At 70.2% G+C, this 18,379-nt stretch carries 18 protein-coding genes; 6 read left to right on the plus strand and 12 right to left on the minus strand.

The features are described from left to right. Positions 1-177: 177 nt before the first annotated feature. Together ACFYXH_RS23385 and ACFYXH_RS23390 are read left to right on the plus strand one after the other, a co-directional pair. On the plus strand, positions 178-1,986 hold the full coding sequence (locus tag ACFYXH_RS23385) for a CoA transferase (protein WP_389566126.1): 1,809 nt from the start codon (positions 178-180) through the stop codon (positions 1,984-1,986). Next, positions 1,983-3,665: a class I adenylate-forming enzyme family protein gene (locus ACFYXH_RS23390; RefSeq protein WP_389566128.1), complete on the plus strand. Its 1,683-nt coding sequence runs from the start codon at positions 1,983-1,985 to the stop codon at positions 3,663-3,665. The genes ACFYXH_RS23385 and ACFYXH_RS23390 overlap by 4 nt, the downstream gene beginning before the upstream one ends. A 95-nt stretch (positions 3,666-3,760) precedes the next feature. On the opposite strand, the gene ACFYXH_RS23395 is transcribed toward ACFYXH_RS23390, so the two are convergent. The 5 genes from ACFYXH_RS23395 to ACFYXH_RS23415 form a co-directional block, all read right to left on the minus strand. Further along, the gene (locus ACFYXH_RS23395) at positions 3,761-5,257 is read right to left on the minus strand and encodes a PepSY-associated TM helix domain-containing protein (RefSeq protein WP_389566131.1); all 1,497 of its coding nucleotides are present in this window, start codon (positions 5,255-5,257) and stop codon (positions 3,761-3,763) included. A gap of 179 nt (positions 5,258-5,436) precedes the next feature. After that, positions 5,437-6,006, minus strand: coding sequence for a hypothetical protein (locus tag ACFYXH_RS23400; protein ID WP_389566134.1), 570 nt, complete (start codon positions 6,004-6,006; stop codon positions 5,437-5,439). A 371-nt stretch (positions 6,007-6,377) separates the two neighbouring features. Then, positions 6,378-7,181: a metal ABC transporter solute-binding protein, Zn/Mn family gene (locus tag ACFYXH_RS23405; RefSeq protein WP_389566137.1), complete on the minus strand. Its 804-nt coding sequence runs from the start codon at positions 7,179-7,181 to the stop codon at positions 6,378-6,380. Beyond that, positions 7,139-8,005, minus strand: a complete 867-nt coding sequence (locus tag ACFYXH_RS23410) for a metal ABC transporter permease (protein WP_389566140.1) — start codon at positions 8,003-8,005, stop codon at positions 7,139-7,141. The genes ACFYXH_RS23405 and ACFYXH_RS23410 overlap by 43 nt, the downstream gene beginning before the upstream one ends. Beyond that, positions 8,002-8,637: an ATP-binding cassette domain-containing protein gene (locus tag ACFYXH_RS23415; RefSeq protein ID WP_389566143.1), complete on the minus strand. Its 636-nt coding sequence runs from the start codon at positions 8,635-8,637 to the stop codon at positions 8,002-8,004. Before ACFYXH_RS23415 ends, ACFYXH_RS23410 begins: the two co-directional genes overlap by 4 nt. Positions 8,638-9,008: 371 nt before the next feature. On the opposite strand from ACFYXH_RS23415, the gene ACFYXH_RS23420 reads away from it, so the two are divergent. Beyond that, the gene (locus ACFYXH_RS23420; RefSeq protein ID WP_362683615.1) at positions 9,009-9,224 is read left to right on the plus strand and encodes a hypothetical protein; all 216 of its coding nucleotides are present in this window, start codon (positions 9,009-9,011) and stop codon (positions 9,222-9,224) included. Between the two features lie 27 nt (positions 9,225-9,251). Here ACFYXH_RS23420 and ACFYXH_RS23425 read toward each other — a convergent pair whose 3' ends face one another. Genes ACFYXH_RS23425 through ACFYXH_RS23435 form a run of 3 tightly spaced genes read right to left on the minus strand, consistent with a single transcriptional unit; the run spans position 9,252 to position 12,309 of the window. After that, positions 9,252-9,779 (minus strand): copper chaperone PCu(A)C, encoded by a 528-nt coding sequence (locus ACFYXH_RS23425; protein ID WP_389566147.1) that lies wholly within the window; start codon positions 9,777-9,779, stop codon positions 9,252-9,254. After that, positions 9,776-12,070, minus strand: a complete 2,295-nt coding sequence (locus tag ACFYXH_RS23430; protein ID WP_389566150.1) for a heavy metal translocating P-type ATPase — start codon at positions 12,068-12,070, stop codon at positions 9,776-9,778. The genes ACFYXH_RS23425 and ACFYXH_RS23430 overlap by 4 nt, the downstream gene beginning before the upstream one ends. Then, a complete protein-coding gene (locus tag ACFYXH_RS23435) occupies positions 12,067-12,309 on the minus strand; it encodes a hypothetical protein (RefSeq protein ID WP_389566152.1) in 243 nt (80 codons plus the stop codon). Before ACFYXH_RS23435 ends, ACFYXH_RS23430 begins: the two co-directional genes overlap by 4 nt. Positions 12,310-12,920: 611 nt before the next feature. On the opposite strand from ACFYXH_RS23435, the gene ACFYXH_RS23440 reads away from it, so the two are divergent. The 3 genes from ACFYXH_RS23440 to ACFYXH_RS23450 are packed head-to-tail and all read left to right on the plus strand — an operon-like array spanning position 12,921 to position 14,682. Then, a complete protein-coding gene (locus ACFYXH_RS23440) occupies positions 12,921-13,355 on the plus strand; it encodes a hypothetical protein (RefSeq protein WP_389566155.1) in 435 nt (144 codons plus the stop codon). Positions 13,356-13,376: 21 nt separating this feature from the next. Further along, positions 13,377-13,955, plus strand: coding sequence for a phosphatase PAP2 family protein (locus tag ACFYXH_RS23445; RefSeq protein WP_389566157.1), 579 nt, complete (start codon positions 13,377-13,379; stop codon positions 13,953-13,955). Further along, positions 13,936-14,682: a DUF4118 domain-containing protein gene (locus tag ACFYXH_RS23450; RefSeq protein WP_389566159.1), complete on the plus strand. Its 747-nt coding sequence runs from the start codon at positions 13,936-13,938 to the stop codon at positions 14,680-14,682. Before ACFYXH_RS23445 ends, ACFYXH_RS23450 begins: the two co-directional genes overlap by 20 nt. A gap of 71 nt (positions 14,683-14,753) precedes the next feature. Here ACFYXH_RS23450 and ACFYXH_RS23455 read toward each other — a convergent pair whose 3' ends face one another. From ACFYXH_RS23455 to ACFYXH_RS23470, 4 genes are read right to left on the minus strand one after another with little or no spacing between them, the layout of a single operon-like run. Further along, a complete protein-coding gene (locus ACFYXH_RS23455) occupies positions 14,754-15,998 on the minus strand; it encodes a cytochrome P450 (protein WP_389566162.1) in 1,245 nt (414 codons plus the stop codon). Next, on the minus strand, positions 15,995-16,969 hold the full coding sequence (locus tag ACFYXH_RS23460; RefSeq protein ID WP_389566165.1) for an amidohydrolase family protein: 975 nt from the start codon (positions 16,967-16,969) through the stop codon (positions 15,995-15,997). The genes ACFYXH_RS23455 and ACFYXH_RS23460 overlap by 4 nt, the downstream gene beginning before the upstream one ends. Continuing rightward, positions 16,966-17,850 carry an NAD(P)-dependent oxidoreductase gene (locus ACFYXH_RS23465; protein WP_389566168.1) on the minus strand — a complete coding sequence of 295 codons (885 nt, stop codon included), beginning with the start codon at positions 17,848-17,850 and terminating at the stop codon, positions 16,966-16,968. Before ACFYXH_RS23465 ends, ACFYXH_RS23460 begins: the two co-directional genes overlap by 4 nt. Further along, the gene (locus ACFYXH_RS23470; protein ID WP_389566171.1) at positions 17,847-18,185 is read right to left on the minus strand and encodes an antibiotic biosynthesis monooxygenase family protein; all 339 of its coding nucleotides are present in this window, start codon (positions 18,183-18,185) and stop codon (positions 17,847-17,849) included. The genes ACFYXH_RS23465 and ACFYXH_RS23470 overlap by 4 nt, the downstream gene beginning before the upstream one ends. Positions 18,186-18,379: the final 194 nt, after the last annotated feature.

Here is an 18,379-nt window from a genome sequence, read left to right on the forward strand (position 1 = left end):
AGATCCGACCGCCAATCGGCCTTGGCTCTGCACCACTTTCCTCCAGTCTGCCGGGAACCCATGGGAACGACAGTCCGACTGTCTCTCCGTGGAACTGGTCGGGCGTGAAGGCGCCCTGGTTCCCGCGTTCCGCACATCCCCATGCGTCGGCCACCGCCGCGCCAGGAGAGGAGAGGCATGGCGTCACCAGCCACCACGCAGACGGTCCGGCCACTCGACGGGCTGCACCTCGACAGTTCGGGGCCGCCCGAGCTGACCGGCCTCGTAGCCGAGCACCTGCGGCTCCTGGGAGCCCGGACGGAGCCTGAACCGGCTGCTTCGAACCACGTCGGTAGCGTCCCTGGCGCCCGTAGCCCCCGGAGCGCGCAGATCGCGCTGACCGGTGACGGTTTCGGACCCCAAGAAGCCCGGATGACCTGGGCGGATCCGTCGAGTGGGATCACCGACGAGGCCACCGTGCAGGCTGCCACCGGCATCATGGCCGTGCACGGCCGACGCGACGGAGAGCCGCGCGGTCTGGCTGTCGACTACGCCACCACCGCGGCGGCCGTACTCTCCGTCCAAGGACTCCTGGCCGGGCTGCTGGGGCAGGCCCGCGGTGGACCGGCGGCACGGGTGGCCACGAGCGCCGACCGGGCCGGGCTGCTGTCCGTGTCCCAGTACCTTGCCGCGACAGGGGCCGACGAAGGCGAGGCGGCCGAACTCGCCGCAGGCGGACCACCCTTCACCGCGGGCGACGGCACCCTCTTCGAATTGGAGACCCTGGACCCGGGTGCATGGGCTGCCTTCTGGCGGGCCCTGGATGCGCCCGCCGACGCGATACGGGCAGGCTGGCGGCCCTTCCAGTTCCGGTACGCCACGGCCTGCGCACCCTTCCCACAGGCACTGCACGCGACCACGCGCGCCCAGCCCTGGCAGCGGATCCGGCAGGCGGCATCGGTCTCCGGCGCCGAGGTCTGCCCGCTGCGGACACTGGCTGAGCGTGCCGCCGAACACGACGGCGGCGCACCGTGGTCACTCACCTCTCACGCAGAGGGCCCTCGCCCCCTGGCTTCACCTCCCGCTGCCGTACGGCCGCTGGCGGGACTGACCGTGCTGGAGGCCGGCCGCCGCATCCAGGCCCCGCTCGCCGCGCACCTCCTGGGACGGCTCGGCGCGGACGTGATCCGTATAGAGCCGCCGGGCGGTGACCCGCTGCGCGGGATGCCCCCCGCCTGTTCCGGCATCTCCGCCCGGTGGCTCGCGCTCAACCGGGGCAAGGAGGCCGTCGAAGTGGACATCAAGTCTTCGCAGGGCCGGCGTCGAGTGCGGGATCTGGCTGCCGGGGCCGATGTCTTCCTGCACAACTGGGCCCCCGGGAAGGCCGCTCAACTCGGCCTCGACCGGGACGATCTGGCCGAGGTCAATCCTGTACTGGTGTACGCGTACACCAGTGGCTGGGCCGAACGTCTCCCGGGCGCTCCGATGGGTACGGACTTCATGGTCCAGGCCCGCACCGGAGTCGGGGAAGCCGTACGCCCCGCGGGCGAGTCTCCCGCGCCGTCCCTGATGACCCTGCTCGACGTCATGGGCGGACTCCTCGGTACCGAGGCCGTACTCGCCGGGCTGCTGCTGCGCGAGCGCACCGGCCAAGGCGTCCGTGTGGACTCCTCACTGCTGGGCGCGGCCGATGTCCTCACCGCCCCCGCCCTGCGCCGGGCCGCGACCGGCGGAAGCGCGAGACGGCCGGCCGGGTTCCGCCGCCCCCTGCGAACCGCGGACGGCTGGATAGCCCCCGCCGATGCCTGCGCGGCCGCAGCCGGTGCGTACGACCTGCGCGATCTGCATACCGACGAGGCCCTGACCCAGCTGCGTGAGCACGGCTTGACCGCAACCGCGGTCACCACCGATCTCGCCGACCTGCACCACGATCCGCGCTTCGCCGGCTCGATCAGCCGCGACACGCACGGTGCCCCCGCCGTTCCCGACCCCTGGAGCTTCGCGTGACCGTCGCACTGCACGACCTGCTGCCCGCCGACCTCCGCCGCTCCTGGGTGATCGACGGCACCTGCCCCGACCTCGACCTCTACAGCCTCTTCCGGGCCCGCCAGATCGCGGACCTCCACCGCACCGCCGTCCTCGACGCCAAGGGCAAACTCTGCTACACCGCCCTCGACCGCAAGGTGCGATGTCTCGCCACCGGCCTCAGAGACCTCGGCATAGGCCCAGGCGATGTCGTCGGCGTCCAACTACCCAACGGCCGCAACGCCGTTGTCGCCGATCTCGCCCTGGCCGCCCTCGGCGCCGTGGCGCTGCCCTTTCCGGTCGGCCGCGGCAGCCTGGAGGCCGAGTGTTTGCTGCGCCGCGCGGAGGCCGTCGCGGTCATCGCCGCGGTTGAGCACCGAGGCAACCATCACGCCGCCGACCTGAACACTCTGGCCCCGGCGCTGCCCGCACTGCGGCACGCCATCGCCGCCGGACCCGGCAGCGCTCCAGAAGGAACGGTTCCGCTCGCGCAGTTGCTGCGATCCGACCCGAGTGCGTTCGTCCCCGCCCGGCCGGACCCGGACAGCGCCGCCCGCATCCTCGTCTCGTCCGGCTCCGAGGCGGAGCCGAAGATGGTCGCCTACTCCCACAACGCGCTCGCGGGCGGGCGCGGCAACTTCCTCGCCTCGCTGATGCCCGAACGGACACCGCCGCGTTGCCTGTTCCTGGTGCCGCTCGCCTCGGCCTTCGGCTCCAACGGCACCGCGGTCACCCTCGCCCGGCACGGCGGGACGCTCATCCTCCTCGACCACTTCACCCCGGAAGCCGCGATCGCCGCGGTTCGGGAGCACGAGCCCACGCACATCCTGGGCGTGCCCACCATGGTGCGCATGATGCTCGACCGGCTCGACAGCACAGGCGAGAAACTGCCCGCCCCCACGGCCTTGATCCTCGGTGGCTCGGCCCTGGACGGGACTACGGCGGAGAACGCCGCCCGCGCGTTCGGCTGCCCGGTCGTCAACCTCTACGGCTCGGCCGACGGCGTCAACTGCCATACCGGGCTGGGCAGCGCGACCCCGGACGGTGACGCCCGGGGCGTGGTGGCAGGGCGTCCCGATCCCCGTGTCGCCGACATCCGTGTCGCCGACACCGAAACCCAGGAACAGCTGCCGGACGGCGCGATCGGAGAGATCATCGCGCGAGGCCCGATGACCCCCATGTGTTACGTGGCCTCCCCGGACCTGGATGCCCGCTATCGCACCCGCGAAGGCTGGGTCCGCACCGGAGACCTCGGATTCCTCGACAAGGACGGCACTCTTCACATCGTCGGACGCCTCAAGGACATCGTCATCCGCGGCGGCGCCAACATCAGTCCTGCCGAAGTCGAACGGGAACTGGCCGCGCACCCCTACGTACGCGACGTGGTGTGTGTCGGCGTACCCGACGAGGTGATGGGGGAGCGGCTGGCGGCATGTGTGGTGTCCCGCACCACCGATTCCCCGACGCTCGATTCACTGTGTGCGCACCTGACGGAACGGGGCCTCGAGCAGCGCAAGCACCCCGAGCGCCTCCTGGTGGTGGAGGAACTTCCCCTGACTCCGGCAGGCAAGCCCGACCGAGCAGGGCTGCGTCGGCGCCTGACCGACAACCTGTCGCCGGAGCGGGACCTCGCTGCGGTTCCGCTCGCTCAGGCAGGCTGACGGCGGGACCGGAGAGCGGTGCCGCACCGCTCTCCGGACCCGATGCCTGACGAGTAGCGGGAGGGGACGCGTGGTGCGTGCCCTCCCGCTCTTCGCTACGCGGTGCGGATCCGTCGGACGAGTCCGAACGCCACGTCCGCGACGAGGAACCCGAGCAGGGTGACCCCCAGGACCGGCAGCGCCCAGCCCAGAGCGGCGGCGGCCGGTATACCCAAGATCAGCACGGGCAGCGGCAGTTGGCGCCAGACGCCGCGGGCCGGAGCCTTGCCGAGTACTGCCCTGCGATCGTCGCGCGTCGGGCGACGCTGCCACCACATGCGGTAGCCCCAGATGGTCACGGCGGTCAGGCCGAGCGCGATCACAGTCAGCACGATCTGGTTGACGATCCCGAACAGCACACCCATATGCCCCTGCACACCGAGCTTGCTGAGCTTGGCCAGGAGCGGATAGTCCGTCCACCGGCTGTGTGAGGTGACCTCGCCCTTCTCGGCGTCCACGGCGACCTGGTCGTAGTGCACCGGCCACACGTTGTCCTTCTGCGCCACGACCCATGCACCGGCGCCGTCGGCGGGAGGCGTCACCTCGACCGTGCCGCCCAGCCCGGCGTCCCGAGCCACTGCAAGGGCAGCGTCGAAGTCGGCCGGATCCGCCGCGGCGGACTCCTCGGCAGACCCGTGCCCGGCGTGCTCCCCGCCCTCTTCCCCGGCGGACGGCTCCGCACCGGGAAGCGCGGTGTCCAGCTCCGGCGCATGGCCCTTGGCCGCGTCCAGCAACTGCCCGAAGCGCTCACCCGCATAGTGGGACCAGGTCAGGCCGGTGGCGCTCAGGAAAAGCAGACCGAGGGCCAGCCACACACCCGTCGCCGCGTGCCAGCTACGCGTGCGGCGCACGCCCCGGGCGGAACGGTCGGGCAGCAGAACGCCGCGCGCCGACTTGGCCCGTTGACCCCGGCTGCGTCCGATCCAGAGCACCAGACCACCCGCGACGATCACCCAGAGCCAACTGGCGGCGACCTCCGAGTAGAGGCGGCCCGTCTCGCCCAGGTGCAGATTGCGGTGAAGGTCGTCGAGCCAGGTGGTGAGCGGTGTCGAGCCCCACCATGTGGTCAGCTCGCCCTGCACCTCCGCGGTGTACGGGTCGACGAACACCGTGCGCTGCTTCTCACCGAGTTCCGGCACGGACAGCACCACCCGCGTGGTGTCCTCGGTTCCGGGCGGGGTGATGACCGAGGCCAGGCTGCCCTCCGGGTGGGCGGCCCGTGCGGCGGCTATCTGCTCCGTCAGCGGACGCGGCTTGTCGCCCACCTGCTCGACGCGCAGCTGGTCGCCGTAGACCAGCTGGTCGAGCTGCGGTGTGAAGGTGTAGGCCAGCCCGGTCAGGGCGGCCACCAGCAGGAAGGGGGCGACGAACACGCCGGCGTAGAAGTGCAGCCGGACCAACAGTGCCCGTACGCCCTGCCGGGACCGACCGGGCTGGGGTTCCGGCGCCGGGGCGGCGGGGTCGGCGACGGCGACCGCGGACGCCTCTTCGGCCGACGGGGAGTCGACCGGATCGCGGTCGTTTTGTGGTGGTTCTTCGACTTTGGAAGACATGCGAATTCCTTGAGGGACAGCACCCGTCGGACGAGCCGAGGGCGCAGGCGGAGGCGGTGAAGGGAGATTCCGCTTGGGGTGGCGGTGCGAAGTGATCGCAGCCCCGGCCCGACTCCGCCCCTGCATGCCTCATCGGCGCCAGTGCACATCCGGCGCGAGAGAACGGCGAGAAGGGCCCGTCAGGCCGGGGCCGCCGGGGGAGGGCCTCGTCTGGGTCGGGAACGGGCGAGCAGCACCCCGAAGCCGGTATGCACAACCGGCGGGGGCATGGGTCGAAGACGCGGCGCGAAAGGAAGGGGTGGGGGAGAACGGAAGCCGATGTCCGGCACGACCAGGGCGGCCAGCCGTTGCAGGACACGCTCTGCGTAGATGACACAGAGCGCGGTCCCGAGCGTGGCGACGGCGTGCGCCAGTGTCATGGCGGCGGTCATGGAATGCCCGGCCCCGTGCCCGCTACTGACGCCCGATACGTCCGCCGGGGCCATGTTCATGTGCTCGCCGGTCATGCGACCGGCCATGTGGTGTGCTGCGTGTCCCGCAGGCATCGTGCGCCCGCCGCCGTTCGGCACCGAGAGATGGCGGAACACGAGGTGCAGCGAAAACTGCGTCCCGCCCAGCACCAGCGCCACCACGTCGAAGCGACGCCGACTGCTACCGAAGAGCACAGCGCCCTGCACCGTCAGAGCGGCAAAGAGAAACCCCAGCGCGTCCGCGCCCGGCAGCCGGCCACCCGCTGAGACATGGCTCAAAGCGCCCAGAAACAGACACGCGAAAGCACAGAGCAGACCCCTCCCGGTCCGCCCCACCCACCGTCCCCGTCTGCGCACGGGCACAACCTATCCAGCATTGACGGAGAGGTGGGCAGGCGCCCGCGAGGGACATCCGGGCCACCGGAAGAGGCCTCCGCCGCCCTGTCGGGCAGTCACCATCACAACCAGGGGCGGCTGTTGAGCACCGGCGGCGTGCGTTCAGTGCCGCGTACGGAGGTGAGTGCTATCCCTCCCCGTGAGTGGAATCACACGTGACGCCAGGGACTGAAACCGGCCGGGGCAGTCCGTACGGACTGCCCCCAGCCGGGAGACGCGGGGGCCGCCATACCCCGTTACCGGGGTTTCCGGGCTCAGGACCCGGACATGGCCTTCTTCAGCTCGGCGGCTGCGTTGCGGTAGACGGGCAACAAATCCAGGTCCTCACCCGGGTAGTTGACGACCTTGACCTGCTTGGCGCCGGAGTCGGGCAGCACGGTTCCGGTCGACATATGGGCGTTGTCCAGGACCAGGGCGGGCTTCTTCTTGGAGAGGTCGGCCAGCTGTGCCGGGGTGACCGGCTCGGGCCCGTAGGTGCCGACGGTGGTGGCGCCCGCCAGCTTCGCGGACCAGGCGGTGAAGACCTGGGTGACGACAGCCGGGCTCTTCCCGCCGGGCCAGGCAGCCTTCAGGTCCTTGGACAGCTTGGCGTACTCGGCGTCGAAGGTCGTCTTCCACTTCGCCGCGACGTCCTCGGTGCCGAACAGCTTGCCCAGCCGGGCCACTTCGGCGCTGACCTTGTCGGCGTCGTTGTCGAGGCTGACCTCGACCAGCTCGGCCTTGGAGCCGGCGGCTTCCTTGATCTTCCCGGCGTACGGCTCGAAGGGTGCGTACAACACGAAGTCGGCCTTGGCGACTGCCGCGAGGTCGGACGGCTTCGGGTCGTAGTCCGGTGCGTGGTGCACGGACTGGGGCACGATGACCTTGACGTCCTCGGCGCCCGCGGCCTTCGCGAAGGCGCCCTCCCAGGTCGTGGTGACGACCACGACCGGTTTTCCCTCCTTGCCTTCGGTGCCGCTCCTGGACGACGAGTCGCTGTCGCTTCCGCAGCCCGTGACCAGGACCAGGGCTGCGCTCAGTGCGAGGAGGGAAGTGATACGGACGCGGGTGCGCGCCATGAGCTGATTCTCCGTTCGGGTATGAGATGGACGGCGAGGACGACTGCCCCCGCGGTCAGGACGAGAACCGGCCCGGGTGGCCAGTCCAGCCAGAGAGCGATGAGGAACCCGGTCAGGTTCACGGTGATGCCGATACCGACCGCCCACACGGTGATCGATTTCAGTGAGGTGCCCAGACGGCGCGCGGCGAGCGCGGGCAGCAGGGTCAGGGCGTCGACCAGTAGCGCGCCGGTGAGCTTGATCGCTCCGGCGACCGCGACCGCGACCAGTACCAGCAGCACCAGGGTCAGCCCGCGTACCGGGACGCCCGAGCACTGCGCGAGTTCACGGTCGTACAGCAGCAGCGCCACATCGCGGCGTCGCCACCAGAACAGTCCGGGTACGACGACGGCGAGCACCCCCAGCACCACCAGATCCGCCGTGCCGACGGACAGGATCGACCCCCACAGCAGCGCGAACGCGCCCGAGGCGTTGACTCCCGAGACCGCGAGGACCAGCAGCGCGGCCGCGATCGCGAGACTCATCAGCAGGCCCATCGCGCCGGACAGGCCGTCCGGGGTGCGGGCGAGCGGAGCGACCCCCGCACCGGCCAGGGCGCAGGCCACCAGCGCGCACAGCATCGGGTCGAGTCCGGTCAGGATGCCGACCGCGATGCCCAGCAGAGCGACGTGCATCATCGCGAAGCGGACCGGCATGATGTCGAGCCCGACGATGACCACCCCGATCACCGGTAGTCCGATCGCGGCCAACAGCAGGGCGAACCCGGCCCGCTGCACGGGCAGGAGTTGCAGGAGTTCACCGAGGTCGGCGGTGGCGAGGGTCACCGGACCTCCCGCAGCCGGCCCGCGGCCATCTCCAGTACGCGGTCGCAGCGGTCCGCGAGAGACCGGTCGTGTGTCACCACGACCAGCGTCACCGGCAGGGAGGTGAGGACATCCGCCGCCTCCGACTGGCCGGTGAAGTCGAGGGCAGCGGTGGGTTCGTCGGCCAGGAGCACCTCGGCTCCGGCGGCGACGCAGCCGATCGCCCGGGCGAGGTACATCCGCTGCAACTGCCCACCGGAGAGGGTGTGCAGGGGCCGCTCGGTCAGCGACCCCACACCGAGCCGGGCAGCGGCTTCGGTGGCCTCCTCCGGCGCGGTGCTGCTGGCCAGCAACTCGTCACCCAGCAGAGGGAATCGACCGGCCGCCGGCTTCTGCGGAATCCAGGCGCACGCACGCCGCCGCCAGGCCCATTCCGCCGGCGAACGGGTGTCCCGGCCGCCGACCAGGATCGATCCGGTCACCTGCCTGTGCAGGCCGAGGACGGCACGCAGCAGCGTGGTCTTGCCCGAGCCGTTGGTCCCGGTCAGCGCCACGCGTTCACCGGCGGCGATCTCCAGATCCACGTCGGCGACTGCCTCGACCCGGCCATGGCGGCAGGCGACCTCCCGCATGCGTACATTCAGCCCGCCCATCACACGCCCTCATTCGTCCGTAGCCGCAGGGGTACGACGGGGTGTCCGCCCTCCCACTCGGCAGTAGTCGGATGACGGCCGTGTCAGGTTCCCGCGAACCGGCAACTGTTCCCGTACGCGTCCCACTTCGCCCGAAGGTCCCCCTGCCCCGGAGCGGCGACCTCGCTCATGTAGTCGTGCCGAGACCTCGTCCGGTTTCCGCCTTCCCTCCGCAATCGGAAGCACTGGAAGCACTGGAAGCAGAAACCTCATGTGCCGTGCCTCGGGGGCGTGCCCCTCCGAGGCTTGCGTCCAGCGTCGATCGGGCATTCCCTCGGCGTCGGGCCGCAGGAGGCCGTTCTGCGGGCGGACGCGTACGAAAGGCGATTGCGATGACCGATATCAGTTCTCTGGAGCCCGTGGCGACGTTCTGCGGTAACTGCAACTGCGGTTGCCCCCAGCTGTTCGTCGACGAGGCCGCTCCTGCCGAGCGCAGGATCGTGATCACCGATGACTTCGGTCAGCAGGTGCAGATGAGTGCCGACCAGTTCGGCTCCATCGTCGAGGAGGCCAAGGCGGGCAAGTTGGACTCCATCGCGATCGCGTGAACCGCCGTGCCCGGTCCGGGGGCTGACTCAGCTGCCGGGCCGGACCACGACCACGACGGTGTCGACCGGTCCGCCGTGGCGGAAGTGCAGAACGAACGGGACCGTATCGCCCACTTGCCAGGGGGCCTTCATCTTGACCATCACGTCCAGGCCGCTCGGTGACATCACCACGGTGTCGCCCGCCGGGATTTCCGCCGAGTCGACCATGCGCATGAAACCGGCTCCGCTGTCGGCACTTTCGTGCCGGCTCAGCATGGCACTCTCGACGGCGGGTGACGTCACGGAGACCAGTTGGTCAGCGGCCCCACCGCTGTTGGCGATCCGGAAGAACGCCGCGGTGTCCTCGTTGTCGCCGTAGGGCAGGAAGGCACGCCCGTCGCTGACCTTGATCCGTGGCGGGCTGCCGGCGGCCCCGGCCTTGGCCCAGGTCGTCAGCCCGCCCAGGGCCACCGAGCAGGCGGCCATTGGGGCGAGCGCGGCGAAGAGTCCGTCGCGCAGACGCCGACGACTCGGCCTCCAGCCCTCAGCCGCGGGCTCCCGGTCGGGATCCGTCATCGCTGAACACCTCCTCGGGGGCGACGCGTTCCGGACCGCGTGGGACGAGGTGGCGAAGGCTGCCAGGCCCGCAGACGCAGGCTGTTGCCCACCACCAGGAGCGAGCTGGCGGACATCGCGGCTGCGGCGACCATCGGGTTGAGCCAGCCGACTGCGGCCAGCGGCACGGTGACCACGTTGTACCCGAACGCCCAGACGAGATTGACCCGAATCGTTCCCAGGGTGCGCCGGGCGAGCCGGACCGCGTCGGTGACAGCCTCGATGTCGCCGCGCACCAGGGTCACGTCGGCGGCTCCGATGGCCACGTCGGTGCCGGTGCCCATAGCGATCCCGAGATCGGCGCCGGCCAGCGCGGCGGCATCGTTCACGCCATCACCGATGACGGCGACCTGACGGTCCTCCTTCTTCAACTGCCGTACCAGGTCTGCCTTGCCCTCGGGGGTACAGCGGGCGTGCACTTTTGTGATGCACAGTTCAGCGGCGACAGCACTGGCGGCGGCTTCTCGGTCGCCCGTGGCCAGGACCGGTTCCACTCCCAGCCGCTTCAGGCGGTCCACGGCCCGGTAGCTCTCGGCCCGCACGACGTCGCCCAGGGCGATGAGGGCCTCGTCGACGCCGTCCACCCGCACCAGGACCGGGGTGAGCGCGGAAGACTCGGCATCGGCCAACGCCTGTGCCAGCGACTCGGGAAGGTCGTCGCCGGGGGCACACACCTCGACACGGAGGCCGTCGACGAGACCGGTGACCCCGGCGCCCGGGGTAGCCCGGAAGCCGGTCACTTCGGGCAAGGGACGTTCGGGCAGTGCCCGCTGTGCGTACGCGGTGAGGGCGCGGCCCAGCGGGTGTTCAGAACCCTGCTCCACCGCGCCGGCCAGCCTGAGCGCAGCCGCCCGGCCGATTCCACCGGTGACCGGCGTGACCTGAGCGACGGTCATGTGCCCGGTCGTGAGGGTGCCGGTCTTGTCCAGGACGACGGTGTCGATGTGGCGCAGTGCCTCCAGTGCCTGAGGTCCACTGACCAGGACGCCGAGCTGGGCGCCGCGGCCGGCGGCGGCCAGCAGGGCGGTAGGGGTCGCCAGGCCCAGCGCGCAGGGGCAGGCAACGACCAGGATCGCCACGCACGCGGTGACGGCTGCCTGCGGGTCTGCTCCGGCACCGAGCCAGAAGCCGAGGACAGTGACAGCCAAAGCCAGAACGACCGGGACGAAGACGCCCGCCACCCTGTCCGCCAGACGCTGGGCACGAGCCTTCCCCGCCTGAGCTTCGGTCACCATCCGGGTGATCAGGGCGAGTTGGGTGTCCGCGCCGACCGCCGTGGCCCGCACGACGAGTAGGCCCCCGGCGTTGACTGCGCCCCCGACCACTGTCTGATCAGGACCGACTTCGACGGGCTCGCTCTCCCCAGTGACCAGGGAGAGATCCAGGGCGGAACTCCCGGATATCACCACACCGTCGGTGGCGACCCGTTCACCCGGACGGACGGTGAACTCCTGGCCCACCCTCAGCCGTTCGATCGGGATCCGCCGCTCCTGTCCGTGCTCCCGAACGGTCACGTCCTTGGCGGCCAGCCCGGCCAATGAACGCAATGCCTCACCGGTCCCGTGCCGGGCACGCGCTTCCAAGAAGCGGCCGGTCAGGACGAACAACGGCACACCGACCGCTGCCTCCAGGTAGACGTGTGCGGCATCTCCGCCCACCGAGGGAAGCAGGGTGAACGGCATGCGCATGCCCGGATCGCCCGCGCCGCCGAGGAAGAGCGCATACACGGACCAGGAGAACGATGCGACGACACCGAGCGAGACCAGGGTGTCCATGGTGGCCGCCGAGTGCCGCAGACCCCGCATCGCGCGCACGTGGAACGGCCAGGCGCTCCAGACGACCACCGGGCCGGCCAGCATGAGACACAGCCACTGCCAGTTGCGGAACTGCAGGGAGGGCACCATGGACAGCACGAGGACCGGCACGCAGAGCAGCGCCGTGATCAGCAGCCGCTCGCGTTCCCCGCGCGGCTCGCCCTCCTCCGGCTCCGCCGGCCTGGTGTCTTCCTGCGGCTCGGGCGGCAGGGGCAGTTCGGCGGTGCAGCCCGCGCGTTCGACAGCAGCGACGAGGTCTTCCGCGGTGATGTCCGAGGGGTGGCTCACCCTGGCCTGCCCCGTGGCGAGGTTGACCGTGGCAGTCACCCCGTCGAGCTTGGCCAGTCGTTTCTCCACTCGGTTCACGCAGGCCGCGCAGGTCATGCCGCCGACGATCAGATCAGTGGTCACCAGTGAGCTCGCCGGTTCCACCGTCATCGTTCACCGCCCGAGTGCATGTCACCCATGCCGCCGTCCCCGTGCGGTTCGGAGCCACCGTCGGAACCGGTGCCGGTGGAGTGCATGCCGGGTGCGACCGGACCGACGGCTGAACCGACCCCGTACGAGAGCGCGAACATCACCACAAGCAGCACCAGGAACCCGGTCGGCGCGGGTGGCGGCGCCCACCGGCGCAAGGCGGCGTACGTACGGGCAAGGGAGTGCTGCTGGTCTTCCATCGCCGCTCCAGAGACGGGCCCGCGCCGGTGTCACAGGGCGGGACGGAGGGAAACCGAGCCTGGGCGGGGGCAGTCCGCTCGGCCCGTGGGTGTCATGCTGGCATGGCGACGAGCGTCGGATTCCCGGTACCACGGCCCGCTCGTACGTGACGTTTCTCCCGGCTCGCTGGGGGAACCCGTGGAGCTGTTCACACGACCACGTGTGAACGTGCCGTACGAGCTGCCGACCGTTCACTGTCGTACCGGGATGTCTGCCACGGGCACCGTGATCAAGGTTTCGGCGACACAGACGCAACAGCGAAGCGACCCGTGCCACCCCAGCCGCTCCGGTCACTGCCGCTGTCCACACCTCGAGTGGTCGCCGCTGTGCGGACAGTCACATTGACGAAGTTTACTACTTAGGCCAGCCTTACCTTCGCTCGCTCCGGTGTGGTGTGGGCGCCCTCGCGTTACACCTCTGGAGCACCATGTCCACCGCCGATGCACCCTCGATTCAACGAAGCTCCGGACAGGAAGCAGGCTCTCTTCAGCTTCCCCCGTGGTGCGGGCCCGCGTTGGCATCCTCGGCGGTGTGCGTCGGATGGGCGGCCAGCACATGGACAGCCGTCCACGTGCGTGCCGATGCCACGCTCCACACTGCGGCGCTCTTCGCCCACCTTGCCTGCCTGGTCCTTGGATTTGGCGCGGTTCTCGCCATCGACTATTACGGTGCTCTGTGGCTCATGGGCCGCAAGACTCTGCGCGAGGTGCTCGACTTCACCGCCCCTCTGCACACCCTTGTCTGGGCCGGCCTCTTCGGTCTGCTCCTCAGCGGAGCCTTCCTCCACCCCGACATCACCTCACCCCTCACTTGCGTCAAACTCGGCCTCGTCCTGATTCTGTCCCTGAACGGTGTCCAGGCCGGTGCCCTTCACAGGCGCCTGAGGAGCCTCGGTGGCCGGCCCAACGGCCGCTCGCTTCTGGTCCGCGGCGCCGCAACCGCGTTCGCGTCACAGGCCACCTGGTGGGGCGCGGTCGTCATCGGCTTTCTCAACAGTCAGCGGTGACCGGCCTGTCCGGTTGAGTGCTTGAGCGAGGTCGTCGGCCGTCGAGGGCGGACGGCCATCCGGCTCACCCACCGCCGCCTCGGAGCCATCGCTGTCCCCGCGGCCATGCTGACGGCATTTTCCCGTGTGTGGCCAGGAGCCCACTACCCCCACGACGTCATCGTCGGCCTGGTCGTCGGAGCGGCCATCGCCTGGCCCTGGAAGCGTGCGTGGCCCAGTCCGCGGCGGCGGGCCGGGGTCGCCCGATCAGGTGGAGGAGGCCGGAGTGGACGGCTGAGCCGCATCTACCTCGGGGTGCACTGGCCCAGCGACGTCCTCGGCGGAAGGCTGTTCTGTGCCAGCGCATTCTGTGCGGCTCCGTCGTGGCGGCCGCGTGTCAGAGACCCGTCAAGGTCCGTGGGTCCGGTGGCCGGACGGGGTTCCGGAGCGGACTCTGGCCTTGTGAGCGCAGAAGAACGTGATCGGTCTCGTCATCGCTGTGGGCCTGCTCGGGTACCGCATGGTGGCGCTGATCTCCCAGGAAGTTCTGAGGCCATGAGGCGCAGAGCCATGCGGCGCAGCATCACGCGCGAGGTGGGCCATGAGAAATCCGCTTCGTGACTCCGGCGCGGTTGCGGCCGCCGTGATCGCCCCGCCGGCGGTGGCGGCCCTGCTGGTGCCGTTCCGTACGGACCTGACGAACGCGACCTCGGCATTGATTCTCGTCGTGGTCGTCGTGGCGGTCGCCGCGATCGGGAACCGCATGGCGGGAGCCCTCGCGGCGCTGTCGTCCGCCGTCTGGTTCGACTTCTTCCTCACCCGGCCGTACCAGACGTTCACCATCAACGATGCCGACGACATCGAGACGGCCGTCCTGCTGCTGATCGTGGGCCTTGTCGTGTCGCAGCTGGCCGCCCGCGCCCGGCGACTGCAGGTGATCACGGTGACCGACGCCGGGCATCTCGCCCGGATCCACGAGACCGCGCAGCTCGTCCAGGCCGCCGGTTCCTCCGACAAAGTCGTCGACCATGTCCGGCGGCAACTCATCGACGTACTGGAGCTGCGGGACTGCCGTTTCGAGTACGGCAGTCTGCTCGGGCATCCAGCGAGGCTGGAGCAGGACGGCAGCGTGGTCGTGGCGCGCAGGCGCTGGGACGTCGAGCGGCGCGGCTGGCCGGACGGCGAGATCGAGCTCCGGGCCCTCGCAGGCGGCCACTACCGCGGCCGGTTCATGCTTCAGCCCGGCCCCGGTGCCGTCCCTTCCCGGCAGGCACGGCTCGTCGCCGTGACCCTCGCCGACCAGGCGGGCTCGGCCCTGGACACGGAGGGGCCGGTCCTGGAGCGCTGACCCGCAGGCGTCAGACACCAGCGGATTCCTCGGCGACGGCATGAGGATGCCGACATCCCCCCCGCTGTCGGTCACAACACAGCTGGTTCCAGGACGACGGGCAGCTCCGCGAGGCCGCGGAAGGCCGGGAACGGAACCACCATCCAGGGCGCCTCCCGCGCGGGGTCGGCCAGAGTCACCCGCGGGAATCGGCTGAACAGACCGGTGAGAGCGAGTTGCATCTCCAGTCTGGCCAGAGGCGCTCCCAGGCAGTAGTGAATGCCGTGCCCGAACCCCAGATGGGCACTTTGCGCGTTCTCCGATCGCGTCACATCGAACTGGTCCGGGGAGTCGAACTTCAGCGGGTCGCGGTTGGCCGAACTGAGCGCGATCTGAACCAGGGCGCCCTTCGGGATCCGCGTTCCGGCGATCTCTACATCCTCGGTCGCGAAACGGAACGTTGCGCTCTCCACCGAGCCGTCGTAGCGCACCAGCTCCTCCACCGCCTGGCCGACCAGCTCAGGGTTCTCCTGCACGGCGCGGAGCTGTGCGGGATGGGCGAGGAGATGGTAGACGGCGTTGCCGATGAGGTAGGCGGTCGTCTTGTGACCCGCGAACATCAGCAGAAACGCTGTCGAGATCAGCTCCTGCTCGGTGAGCCCGCCGTCTGTGTCCCGGGCTGCGGTGAGCGCGCTGAGCAGGTCGTCGCCCGGGCGGCTGCGCTTACGTGTGAGGAGATCCGCGAAGTACGCGTGCAGGCTCTCCTCCGCCTTCTGCTGGGCCTGCTTGGATTCCTTGCTGAACCCGGTGTGCGCCACCGTGGTGGACCAGGCCTGCACCTGCGACCGCTCGTCCGGCGGCACGCCGAGCAGTTCGCAGATAACGGTGATCGGCAGCGGGAAGGCGAACGCGGGCAGCAGGTCGACCGGTTCCCGGGTCGAGCATCCGTCCAGCAGCGTCTCGACGATGTCCTGGATCTGCGGCCGCAGCGACTCCACACGGCGCGGGGTGAACTCGGAGTTGACCAGCTTGCGCAGCCGGGTGTGCTTGGGCGGGTCGGCGTTGAGCATGTGATCGTCCAGTGCCACGGACGAGTCACCGAAGATCCTTCGGTAGGCGTCCATGGCCCCGTACATGTCCTTGCTCAGCCGCGGATCCGCCAGGGCGGCCCGCGCGTCCTGGTACCGCGTGATCAGGTAGGTGTCGATGCCGTGCGGCGGCCGCATGGGGCAGACGGGCGCCGTTTCCCTGAGGTTCGCGTAGACGGGGTGTGGGTTCCGTCGGAACTCGGGGGTGCACCGCTCGGCTGCGGTGGCTGGGTCATCCACTGTGGTCACGGACGGCTCCTGAGGTCGAAGATGGCCTCGGCGTTGCCGCCGAGGATGAGCTGCTGCGACGCCTTGTCGATCGGCAGCTTCTCGATCATGCGCATGAACTCCTCCAGGGGCACGGACATCGGCGGCGAGTCAGTGCCGAACAGCATCCGCTCCGGCCCCAGTACCTCCGCGTTGAGGCCCAGGTGCGCCGGGCTGAACGTGCTGGTGTCGACATACATGCGCTGCAGCGCCGCGCCCGGGTCGGCCGCCGGCGGGGCGGAGGGCGGCGTCGGGGCGGAGGGCTGCCCCGCCGGCGCGCCCCCACCCCAGTGCCGGGGACGCGCCGCTGTCTGCAGGCGTTCCGCCAGCAGTGCCAGCGCGCCGCCGCCGGTGGCACCGATGAGTCGCAGGCCGGGGTACTTGTCCAGCCACCCCGCGAACGCGATCATGGCCATGCCCATCGAGACGTCGCCGAACCGGCCGATCTGCTCGACGAAGCCGAAGTCGTCGACCCGTTCCGTGCCGATCGGTTCGGCCGGGGCGTGCACCAGGACCGGCACTCCCATCTCGGCGGCCAGCGCGAAGAAGGAGTCGGCTCGCGGAGAGCCGAGCAGCTCGCCGTGGACACTGGAGGTGGTGATCAGGCCGACGAAGGCGGGGTCCGCCAGCGTCTCGCGTACCCCATCCAGGTGATCGTCGTCGCCGAACGGGTTGGCGTACACATACCCGCGCAACTGGTCGGGGAAGGATGCGATCAGGCCCGACATCCAGTCGTGGAAGCCGCGCAGCCGGTCCCGTGGTTGCGCGTAGTTGTCGACGCCCGGGACTCGCGCCATCGCGCCGGCGCCGACCGGACTGCCGATGATGGTGAGGTCGATCCCGGCCTCGGCGCGGGCGGCGAGCATCCCGTCGACGTCGGTCAGGCTGGGAGGCATGGGGAAGCGTCGGGCTGCCTCCGGTGGAGACAGATGCCCGTGGATATCGATGATCATGTGCGAGTCCCCGGGTTCGGTGTGAGTGCGTGGGCGACCGCGACACAGTCATCGTCGCCGCGTCCCTGCTCGGTGGCGCGGACGTGGGTCTCCGCGGCTGCGGCGGCGAGCGGAAGCCGCAGTCCGGCCGCCGCGGCCTGGTCCGCGACGAGCATGAGGTCCTTGGCCATCAGGCGCAGCCGGAAGTCGGGCTTGTCGAAGCGCCCGGCTGCCAGGCGTTTCGACTTGAACGCCATGACCGGCGAGGCGAAGCCGCTGCCGGCGATCGTGCTGAGGACGAGCTTCCGGTCGAGTCCGGCGGCGGCCGCCAACTCGACGGCCTCGGCCAGAGCCTGCACCTCGATCCCCATCAGCAGGTTGAGGAGCAGCTTCATCCGCATGCCGGAACCGAGTTCGCCGAGGTGGACGACCTCCTTGCCCAGCAGTTCGAGCAGCGGCCGCCCCGCGGTGAAGACCCGCTCCTCGCCGCCGACGAAGAGGCGCAGCTCGCCGGTGCGGGCGTGCTCCCGGTTGCCGAGCATGCCGACGTCCAGAACGGAGTGCGTGTCCCCGGTGAGGCGGACGACCTCGTCGGGGGCGACTGTGCTGGCGCAGACCAGGGCGCCGGGGTACGGGCCCCCGGCCAGGACCCCGTCCGGTCCCCGCAGCACGGCTCCGAGGGCTTCGCCGTCGGCCACGGTGCAGATGGCAGCGCTCGTGCCCTCGACGGCATCGGCCGGATGGGCTGCGGCGAAGGCGCCGGCCTGGGCGAGCGGCGCGGTCCGCTCCGCGGTGCGGTTCCAGACCCGTACCTGAATGCCCTGGTCAAGAAGGCGGGTGGCCAGGCCGGTTCCCATCGTGCCGAGACCGAGGACGGCGACAGGGCCGTCGGGGCGCTTCATGCCTTCCCTCCCACGGTCTCCTGAATGACCCGGAACCGCAGCGACTGGGTCTCGTCGACCCACTCGCGCAGCGGAGCCACCAGTGCGCGGTGGTCCTCGCCCTGCTGCCAGGCGAAGAAGTGCTCGGGCGTCTCCCACTCGCTGGTGATCACCCACTGCCGGGAGCCGTCGAGCGGTTGCCCCAGTCGGTCGATGAGGTGTCCGGGGACGCGGGCTACGGACTTGCGTATTCGCTCGTACACGTCCAGAAACCCTTGCTCGCCGCCCTCGATGACGTGGACCGCGTACACCACGGACAGCCGCTCGGCCGTTTGGCCCTTCTGCGCAGTGCTCATGTCTCCTCCTGATGGTGAGATCTGGCAGAACACGACTCCAACCGACTCATGGCTCCCGTGGCCACGCAACTCCGACGTGGGGACAGCCCAACGGAGAGAAGGGCTCCCCGACGGTTGCTAGCCCGTACGGGTGAGAATCGAATGGCCCCTTTCGGAGGCGGTCCTGGACGCCTGACGCCCCGTCAAGGGGAACC

It is taken from the genome of Streptomyces sp. NPDC002730 (assembly GCF_042888805.1).
Lineage (GTDB): Bacteria > Actinomycetota > Actinomycetes > Streptomycetales > Streptomycetaceae > Streptomyces.

Bases quoted from the DNA above. Each gene is read 5' to 3' on its own strand.
- ACFYXH_RS23385 (WP_389566126.1), top strand. From the start codon at position 178: ATGGCGTCACCAGCCACCACGCAGACGGTCCGGCCACTCGACGGGCTG.
- ACFYXH_RS23395 (WP_389566131.1), bottom strand. From the start codon at position 5,257: ATGTCTTCCAAAGTCGAAGAACCACCACAAAACGACCGCGATCCGGTC.
- ACFYXH_RS23405 (WP_389566137.1), bottom strand. From the start codon at position 7,181: ATGGCGCGCACCCGCGTCCGTATCACTTCCCTCCTCGCACTGAGCGCA.
- ACFYXH_RS23415 (WP_389566143.1), bottom strand. From the start codon at position 8,637: ATGGGCGGGCTGAATGTACGCATGCGGGAGGTCGCCTGCCGCCATGGC.
- ACFYXH_RS23420 (WP_362683615.1), top strand. From the start codon at position 9,009: ATGACCGATATCAGTTCTCTGGAGCCCGTGGCGACGTTCTGCGGTAAC.
- ACFYXH_RS23425 (WP_389566147.1), bottom strand. From the start codon at position 9,779: ATGACGGATCCCGACCGGGAGCCCGCGGCTGAGGGCTGGAGGCCGAGT.
- ACFYXH_RS23430 (WP_389566150.1), bottom strand. From the start codon at position 12,070: ATGACGGTGGAACCGGCGAGCTCACTGGTGACCACTGATCTGATCGTC.
- ACFYXH_RS23435 (WP_389566152.1), bottom strand. From the start codon at position 12,309: ATGGAAGACCAGCAGCACTCCCTTGCCCGTACGTACGCCGCCTTGCGC.
- ACFYXH_RS23450 (WP_389566159.1), top strand. From the start codon at position 13,936: ATGAGAAATCCGCTTCGTGACTCCGGCGCGGTTGCGGCCGCCGTGATC.
- ACFYXH_RS23460 (WP_389566165.1), bottom strand. From the start codon at position 16,969: ATGATCATCGATATCCACGGGCATCTGTCTCCACCGGAGGCAGCCCGA.
- ACFYXH_RS23465 (WP_389566168.1), bottom strand. From the start codon at position 17,850: ATGAAGCGCCCCGACGGCCCTGTCGCCGTCCTCGGTCTCGGCACGATG.
- ACFYXH_RS23470 (WP_389566171.1), bottom strand. From the start codon at position 18,185: ATGAGCACTGCGCAGAAGGGCCAAACGGCCGAGCGGCTGTCCGTGGTG.